The sequence below is a fragment of the Microcystis sp. LE19-195.1E genome (genome assembly GCF_027532095.1).
Classification (GTDB): domain Bacteria; phylum Cyanobacteriota; class Cyanobacteriia; order Cyanobacteriales; family Microcystaceae; genus Microcystis; species Microcystis aeruginosa.
Genome location: NZ_JAPZSZ010000043.1, coordinates 1 through 6,750, shown reverse-complemented (window position 1 = coordinate 6,750; position 6,750 = coordinate 1). Strand labels below are relative to the sequence as shown.

Genomic DNA, 6,750 nt, shown 5'->3' with positions numbered 1-6,750 from the left:
AAAGCCACTCTTAATCGTGTCTTGGAACGAAATAGAGGCTTTTAAAGACTGCGTACATGGAGAATTAAAACAAGAATTACCCTCGAAAAGCCTATTTTTCCACTAAGTATTTATGCTCATTGCAAAGGTGAGATGCTCCCGAGTGAACAAAAGTTGCTGGATACCAATCCATCTCAATTAAAACCGAGGAATATGATTAAAAAGATGACGCATGACGACAAACTCCCAACAAAATAACGAATAGCCATAACCCTGCTGCTCCACCGTCCTCACCTGAGCTTGTAAACCCTTTAAGGAAAAATCAGGATTCCAACCTGCATATAAACCCACCCCCACCGGCACATACCGGGAAGCTGTCGCCAGTCCCGATCCCGAAAGACTTGCCGCCACCTGATTGGGAGTTTTCCGATAGATCTGTAAGACCACCTCATCCACAATCCCTTGACGCACCCAAGCCAACCAATTTTGATTATATTTATTCACCGCAAAAGAGTGAGGATTAGGCGAAAGACTCACCACCAACTTGGGATTAATCGCCTTGACATGATCGTGCAACTTGCGGGTTAAATTCGTTAAAGCCTGACTTTTATTACCAAAAACACGCGGAACTGCCCAATGATCATCTAACTGAATCCCCGCCAAATCTTTTTCTTTTAAAATATCTTCCATATTCCCCAAAAGATAGGCTTGTACCTGCGGATTCGCCGGATCTAACCAGACATTGGTTTCCACCACCGTCTTCCCTGCGGGCGTTTTTAATAGCCAATCCGGATGCTTTTTGGCAATAGGATCCTTAGGGGATAACATCAAACCATACTCAAACCAAGCAAATGGTTTCAAACCCTGCCGTAAAGACTCCTTAACCGCTGCCCTCCAGGGATTGCTCAACGGCGGCACAAACAACCAATTCGTCGGACGTTGGGAAGTCGGATAAAGCGTTCCCCTAAACCCATAAACACTAAAATACACCCGGTCATAACCCGCTCGCGAAAGATGATTTAACACCTCGTCTAAGGACGTAGTGTGATGTAACAATATCGTGCCAATATTGGTTAACCAAACCCCCTTCATCTGCTCATTTTCCACTGCCTTTCGGGGAGCCGCTCGGTGAGTAACCAACAACAAAAAAGCCACTCCAGCAACAATCCCAAACCTCTTTAGGTACTTGCTAAACTTAACCATGATTCCCGATTAATCCCACCAAGATATTTGATAATAGTATTAAGTAGGGAGGCCAAATTATTTGTAGGATGGGTTAGCGGTAGCGTAACCCATGCAGGCGTTGGGTTTCATGCTTCAACCCAACCTACGTTCATCTTATATTTAATTCCACCCACCCACTTATTTTAGTCCGATTTTTAATATTCAGTTCATCATCAGCAAGACCTATTTAGTTATACTAAATCCGTTTATTAAAAACTGATTATCAGTGAACTGGGGTATCGGGTGTATTAGGCTCCCCTAACACACCCAGAAAAGATTTTAGGGAAAATTAACCGACTACGCAGAGAATATCCGATGCGTGACTAGCGGTATTCACTTTGTCATCCACATGGCTAATTTTGCCTTCTGCATCGATGATATAGGTGACGCGCTTAGAATAGCCACCCCCATCGACGTCATAAGCTTTGGTGATAGCACCATCGGTATCTACGAGCAATTGGAAGGGTAAACCGTATTTTTCTTTAAATTGTGCATGGGAACCCTGGTCATCCCTGCTCACCCCGAAGACTACTATTTCCTTGTCTTGGTATTGTTCGTAGTTATCCCGGAAGCTTTGCGCTTGCTTGGTGCAGCCGGGGGTATCATCTTTGGGATAGAAGTATAAAACTACGACTTTACCTTGAAAATCCGACAGGGAAACGGTTTTTCCAGTATCGTCGGTGGTGGTAAAGTTCGGTGCGATTGTTCCAACGGTTAAAGCCATAACTCCGATTCCTTTACAAAAGTTAATCTATATCGATCATAAGGGATGAGGGTCACAAACAGGGTGTGGGAATTATGAATTATGAATTATGAATTAGGGTGATGGGGAAGTGGGGAAGTGGGGGGGTGGGGAAGTGGGAGCCAGAGCATTTGTACGACTATTTTCCACAGGCAGTTTAAATACAGTACAGCTTAGAAGACGAACAACAAACCTCTAGAATTTGTCTTAGGATAATATTTGTCAGCTAAGAGGGGGATAATATGGGGACATTCTGGTTAAAAGTGAGAACTTTTGGGCAAAATATCTTAATTGGTTGGGGTTTAGTGCTATTAATCGGTTTTTATCACAGCATCAGCGCTAAATCTACCTCATTAATGATTGTTTATCCTCCCGATAATCATCAAACCACGGCATCAAAAATATTTTTTATTGGTTCTGCTCCTCCATCGGGTCAAGTTTTGCTCAATAATCAACCGATTCAACGCAGTGCTAAAGGATATTTTGCCCCTAGTTTTCCCCTAGAAGTTGGCGAAAATAATTTCACTATTCGCTATCAAAACCAAACTATTAATCGTCAAATAATTCGTCTAGATACTCAAGCAGTTATTCCCCAAGGATTAGCTTTTGCTGATAACTCTCTCAGTCCTTCTGTCCATAGGACGAGGTTAGTCGGGGAATGGATTTGTTTTAGTGCGATTGCCACTCCCCAAGCTCAGGTTTCTGTGCAGTTAGGAGATAAAATTCTGCCTCTTTTACCCCAACCTCAAACCACAAAACTGCCTAGTAATGCCGCAGTTTTAACTAATCTTAATCAAGCGAAGTCTGAGGATAAAATTGGTTACTATCGAGGTTGTCAGCAGTTTAAGCAAGAGGCTAACTTAGGAAAACCTATTTTTACAGCACAATTAAATAATCGATCGATTAGTCAACAAGGTCAAGGAGAAATTAATATTATTAGCGATCAAAATTTACCGGTGATTGAAATTATAGTTGCGGAAGGGGTAGCGCGCACGGGGCCGGGTAGTGATTATTCCCGTTTAACTCCTTTACCCCAAGGTACGAAAGCGAGAGTCACCGGGAAAGAAGGGGATTGGTTACGGTTAGATTATGGTGGTTGGATTTTAGAGCGAGAAACCCGTTTAATAGTCAATGAGGTCTTAGATAATGCTAATATTCGCGGTCTCTCTTCTCGCAGTATCAATCAAGCAACGGAAATTATTTTTCCCCTCTCCCATCCTGTACCCATCGCCGTGGCACAAGAGGATGATAAATTTATTTTGACTCTTTATAATACCATTGCCCAAACCGATACAATTTTTCTGGTGGATAATCCTTTAGTCAGACGTTTAGATTGGCGACAAATTAACCCGACCACGATAGAATACACTTTTAATCTTAATCAAAAACAACAGTGGGGTTATAGTCTTCGTTACCAGGGGACAAATTTAATCTTAACCCTGCGTCATCCCCCGGAAAAAAGTGATAATTTACAGGGCAAAGTTATTTTATTAGATCCCGGACACGGAGGTAAAGAAACTGGTGCTGTCGGTCCAACGGGTTACACGGAAAAAGAGATTAATTTAGTTATGTCTAAATTAATTAAACGGGAGTTAGAAAAATTGGGGGCAACAGTTTATTTAACCAGAGAAACGGACATCGAACTATCCCTACCGGCACGAGTAGAGATGATTAATAATCTGCAACCAACCCTAGCAATATCAGTTCACTATAATGCTTTACCCGATGATGGAGATGCCTTAAATACTCAAGGAATCGGCATATTTTGGTATCATCCCCAGGCAGCGGATCTATCAGTTTTTCTCCACGATTATTTAACCAAAAATCTTAATCGTCCTTCCTATGGAGTATTTTGGAATAATTTAGCTTTAACTCGTCCCTATAGTAGTCCTTCATTGTTATTAGAGTTAGGATTTATGAGTAATCCTCAAGAATTTGAATGGATTACCGATACTCAGGCACAAAAACAATTAGCGCAAGTTTTAGCCGCCGGAATTAGCCAATGGTTTCAACAATCTGGGGTAATTGCTTCCAGTTAAAATTTAATGGCAATCCGAGGGAGATAAGCTTAAATCTTTATGAAAAACAAGCCCTAGCTGGAAAGCCCGTGATAGGATTTTATGGAGTTTTTATCTTAATCTGAGGAAATTAAATCAAGTTCATGGAAAAAATGTTACCAGTGAACAGCAATCGGACAAAATAACTGCTAGATTACAAGGTATAGTCCATCACTCTCTAGTAGATATTTAAACAGCGATCGCTCTGGGACAAAAATCTCTGGATTAGCCAACAAATAAAGATAGTTTACTGAAAATTTGCCAACAGTTCACACCCTTATAGACAACTTGATCGCTGCCCCCCTTATTAAGGGGGGATTAAGGGGGGATCAAAACCACCTTATTAAGGGGGGATCAAGGGTGGATTAAGGGGGGATCAATCGCTCACCTCAAGGTTGGGGTAGCCCAATTAAATCCCACTCCTGTTATTATTCTGCTCTACCCATGACTAACTCTTTATATATCAGCACGACGGCAACGGGAAGCGGTAAAGCGTTAGTAGCTTTAGGAATTATTGACTTAATTCTCCGCAAAACTAATAAAGTTGCTTTTTTCCAGCCAATTGTTCTCGACTGTTCCGAAGGTCATCGGGATGAAGACATTGACTTAATCCTCAATTATTTTAAATTAGAACAAACCTACGAAGAGGCCTTTGGTTTATGTTACGAAGAAGTTAAGGATTTATTGGTACAACAAAAATTTGATGAAATCATTGAAAGAATTATCAAAAAGTTTAAAAACTTAGAAAATAAATATGATTTTATCCTCTGTGAAGGTTCCGATTATCTGCAAGAAAATTCCGCCTTTGAATTTGAACTAAATACAGAAATCGCCAAAAATCTCGGCCATCCCATCTTAATATTAGGTAATGCCCACAATCGCAGTATCGAAGATGCCCTTAGTCCGATCCTGATTTCCTGCGACACCTACCAAGATAAAGGTTGTACGGTGATTGGGATTATTATCAATCAAGCTGAAGAGGAAAAAATAGACGAATTACGGAAAAGCCTGACTAAAATTTTTCCCCCCCAAGAATATGCCCTAGGAGTAATTCCCCACAATGCCAAACTGAGCAGCCCGCGAGTAGCAGAAATCGCCCAACAATTACAGGCAAAAGTTCTCTACGGACAGCACAGATTAGATAGTTTAGCTAGTAACTTTCTGGTGGTGGCCATGCAGATGCAAAATGCCCTAGAGCGGATAAAAGAAGATAGTTTAATTATCACCCCTTGGGATCGCGGCGATGTGATTATCGGGATGTTACAGGCCCACCAATCGGCCAATTATCCCCAATTAGCCGGTATAGTCTTAACAGCAGGTCATAACCTCAATCCTTCGATCGCCCGTTTAATTGACGGTTTGCCCGATCCCTTACCGATTCTCTCCGTCACCACCGATACCTATACCACGGCCGAACGCATCCACGATGTGCGAACCACCCTAACCTCGACGGACTACGATAAAATTAACCTCAGTCTGCAGCTTTTTCACAGTAACATCAATCTCGATCGCCTAGAAGCGCAAATTCGCACTTTGCGGACCCAGGGGATTACCCCGAAGATGTTCACCTATAATCTCGTACAACAGGCCAAAGCGCAAAAACGTCACATCGTTTTGGCCGAGGGTACTGAACCGCGCATCCTCCAGGCAGCCACAGTTTTAATCGAACAGGATATCGTCGATTTAACCCTCTTGGGACAACCAGACGAGATTGCAATGGTGATTAAAAAACATGGTATCACTCTCGATCTCGATCGCCTGCAAATTATTGACCCCGTGGCTAGTCCCCATTTTGAAAGCTATGTGCAGACCCTCTACGAAGCGAGAAAAGCCAAGGGAATGAATCTCGACATGGCCCGGGATTATGCACAGGATGTCTCCTATTTTGGCACTTTAATGGTGTATCAAGGCGATGCTGATGGTATGGTATCGGGGGCAGTGCATACCACTCAACACACGATTCGGCCTGCACTCCAGATTATCAAAACTAAGCCCGATTGTGCGATCGTCTCCTCGGTCTTTTTTATGTGTCTAGAGGATCGGGTCTTGGTCTATGGGGATTGTGCGGTCAATCCCGACCCCAGTGCCGAGGAATTAGCCGAAATCGCCCTATCTTCTGCCGAAACCGCCCAAAAATTCGGAATAGAGCCGCGAATCGCCCTGCTTTCCTATTCTTCGGGTCAATCGGGCCAGGGAGAAGACGTGGAAAAAGTACGACGAGCGACCAAAATCGCTAGGGAAAAACGCCCCGATTTGAAGCTAGAAGGGCCGATTCAGTACGATGCGGCCGTGGATAAGGAAGTAGCTGCCCAAAAAATGCCGGGGTCAGAGGTGGCGGGCCAAGCGACGGTGTTTATTTTTCCTGACCTGAATACAGGGAATAATACTTATAAAGCCGTGCAGCGGGAAACAAAAGCTTTAGCGATTGGTCCAATCCTACAGGGATTAAAAAAACCCGTCAATGATCTCAGTCGCGGTTGTACCGTTCCCGATATTATCAATACGGTGGTAATCACAGCAATTCAATCCCAATCTTTTTGAGTTATCGTCATTTCAGAATCGATATTCACCAAGCCGTATTCGGTAGCGATTGGCTGTAAAATTTGTTCATCGAAAATTTTGGGTGGGAAACCCCGCCGTTCTAGGTTGGCTTTACGTTAGAATTAAAAAGACCGTCTCGAAAACCAAGTGGGCGGACAGCACCTTGAAAACTCGGCTTAGGGGGTTCCGTTCAGAAAAGCTTGTCCG

At 43.0% G+C, this 6,750-nt stretch carries 4 protein-coding genes; 2 read left to right on the top strand and 2 right to left on the bottom strand.

Annotation, left to right across the window (positions count from 1 at the left end):
- Positions 1-177: 177 nt before the first annotated feature.
- Positions 178-1,182, bottom strand: a complete 1,005-nt coding sequence (locus O9300_RS02880) for a glycoside hydrolase family 10-like protein (RefSeq protein ID WP_159293577.1) — start codon at positions 1,180-1,182, stop codon at positions 178-180.
- 310 nt (positions 1,183-1,492) lie between these two features.
- Positions 1,493-1,927 carry a peroxiredoxin gene (locus tag O9300_RS02875; RefSeq protein WP_002761836.1) on the bottom strand — a complete coding sequence of 145 codons (435 nt, stop codon included), beginning with the start codon at positions 1,925-1,927 and terminating at the stop codon, positions 1,493-1,495.
- 260 nt (positions 1,928-2,187) lie between these two features.
- On the opposite strand from O9300_RS02875, the gene O9300_RS02870 reads away from it, so the two are divergent.
- A complete protein-coding gene (locus O9300_RS02870; protein ID WP_287969929.1) occupies positions 2,188-3,984 on the top strand; it encodes an N-acetylmuramoyl-L-alanine amidase family protein in 1,797 nt (598 codons plus the stop codon).
- 462 nt (positions 3,985-4,446) lie between these two features.
- The gene (gene pta, locus O9300_RS02865; RefSeq protein WP_287969927.1) at positions 4,447-6,543 is read left to right on the top strand and encodes a phosphate acetyltransferase; all 2,097 of its coding nucleotides are present in this window, start codon (positions 4,447-4,449) and stop codon (positions 6,541-6,543) included.
- Positions 6,544-6,750 lie beyond the last annotated feature (207 nt).

What these genes read in the sequence shown, in the direction of transcription:
- O9300_RS02880 (WP_159293577.1), bottom strand. Translation starts at nt 1,182, where the DNA reads ATGGTTAAGTTTAGCAAGTACCTAAAGAGGTTTGGGATTGTTGCTGGA.
- O9300_RS02875 (WP_002761836.1), bottom strand. Translation starts at nt 1,927, where the DNA reads ATGGCTTTAACCGTTGGAACAATCGCACCGAACTTTACCACCACCGAC.
- O9300_RS02870 (WP_287969929.1), top strand. Translation starts at nt 2,188, where the DNA reads ATGGGGACATTCTGGTTAAAAGTGAGAACTTTTGGGCAAAATATCTTA.
- pta (WP_287969927.1), top strand. Translation starts at nt 4,447, where the DNA reads ATGACTAACTCTTTATATATCAGCACGACGGCAACGGGAAGCGGTAAA.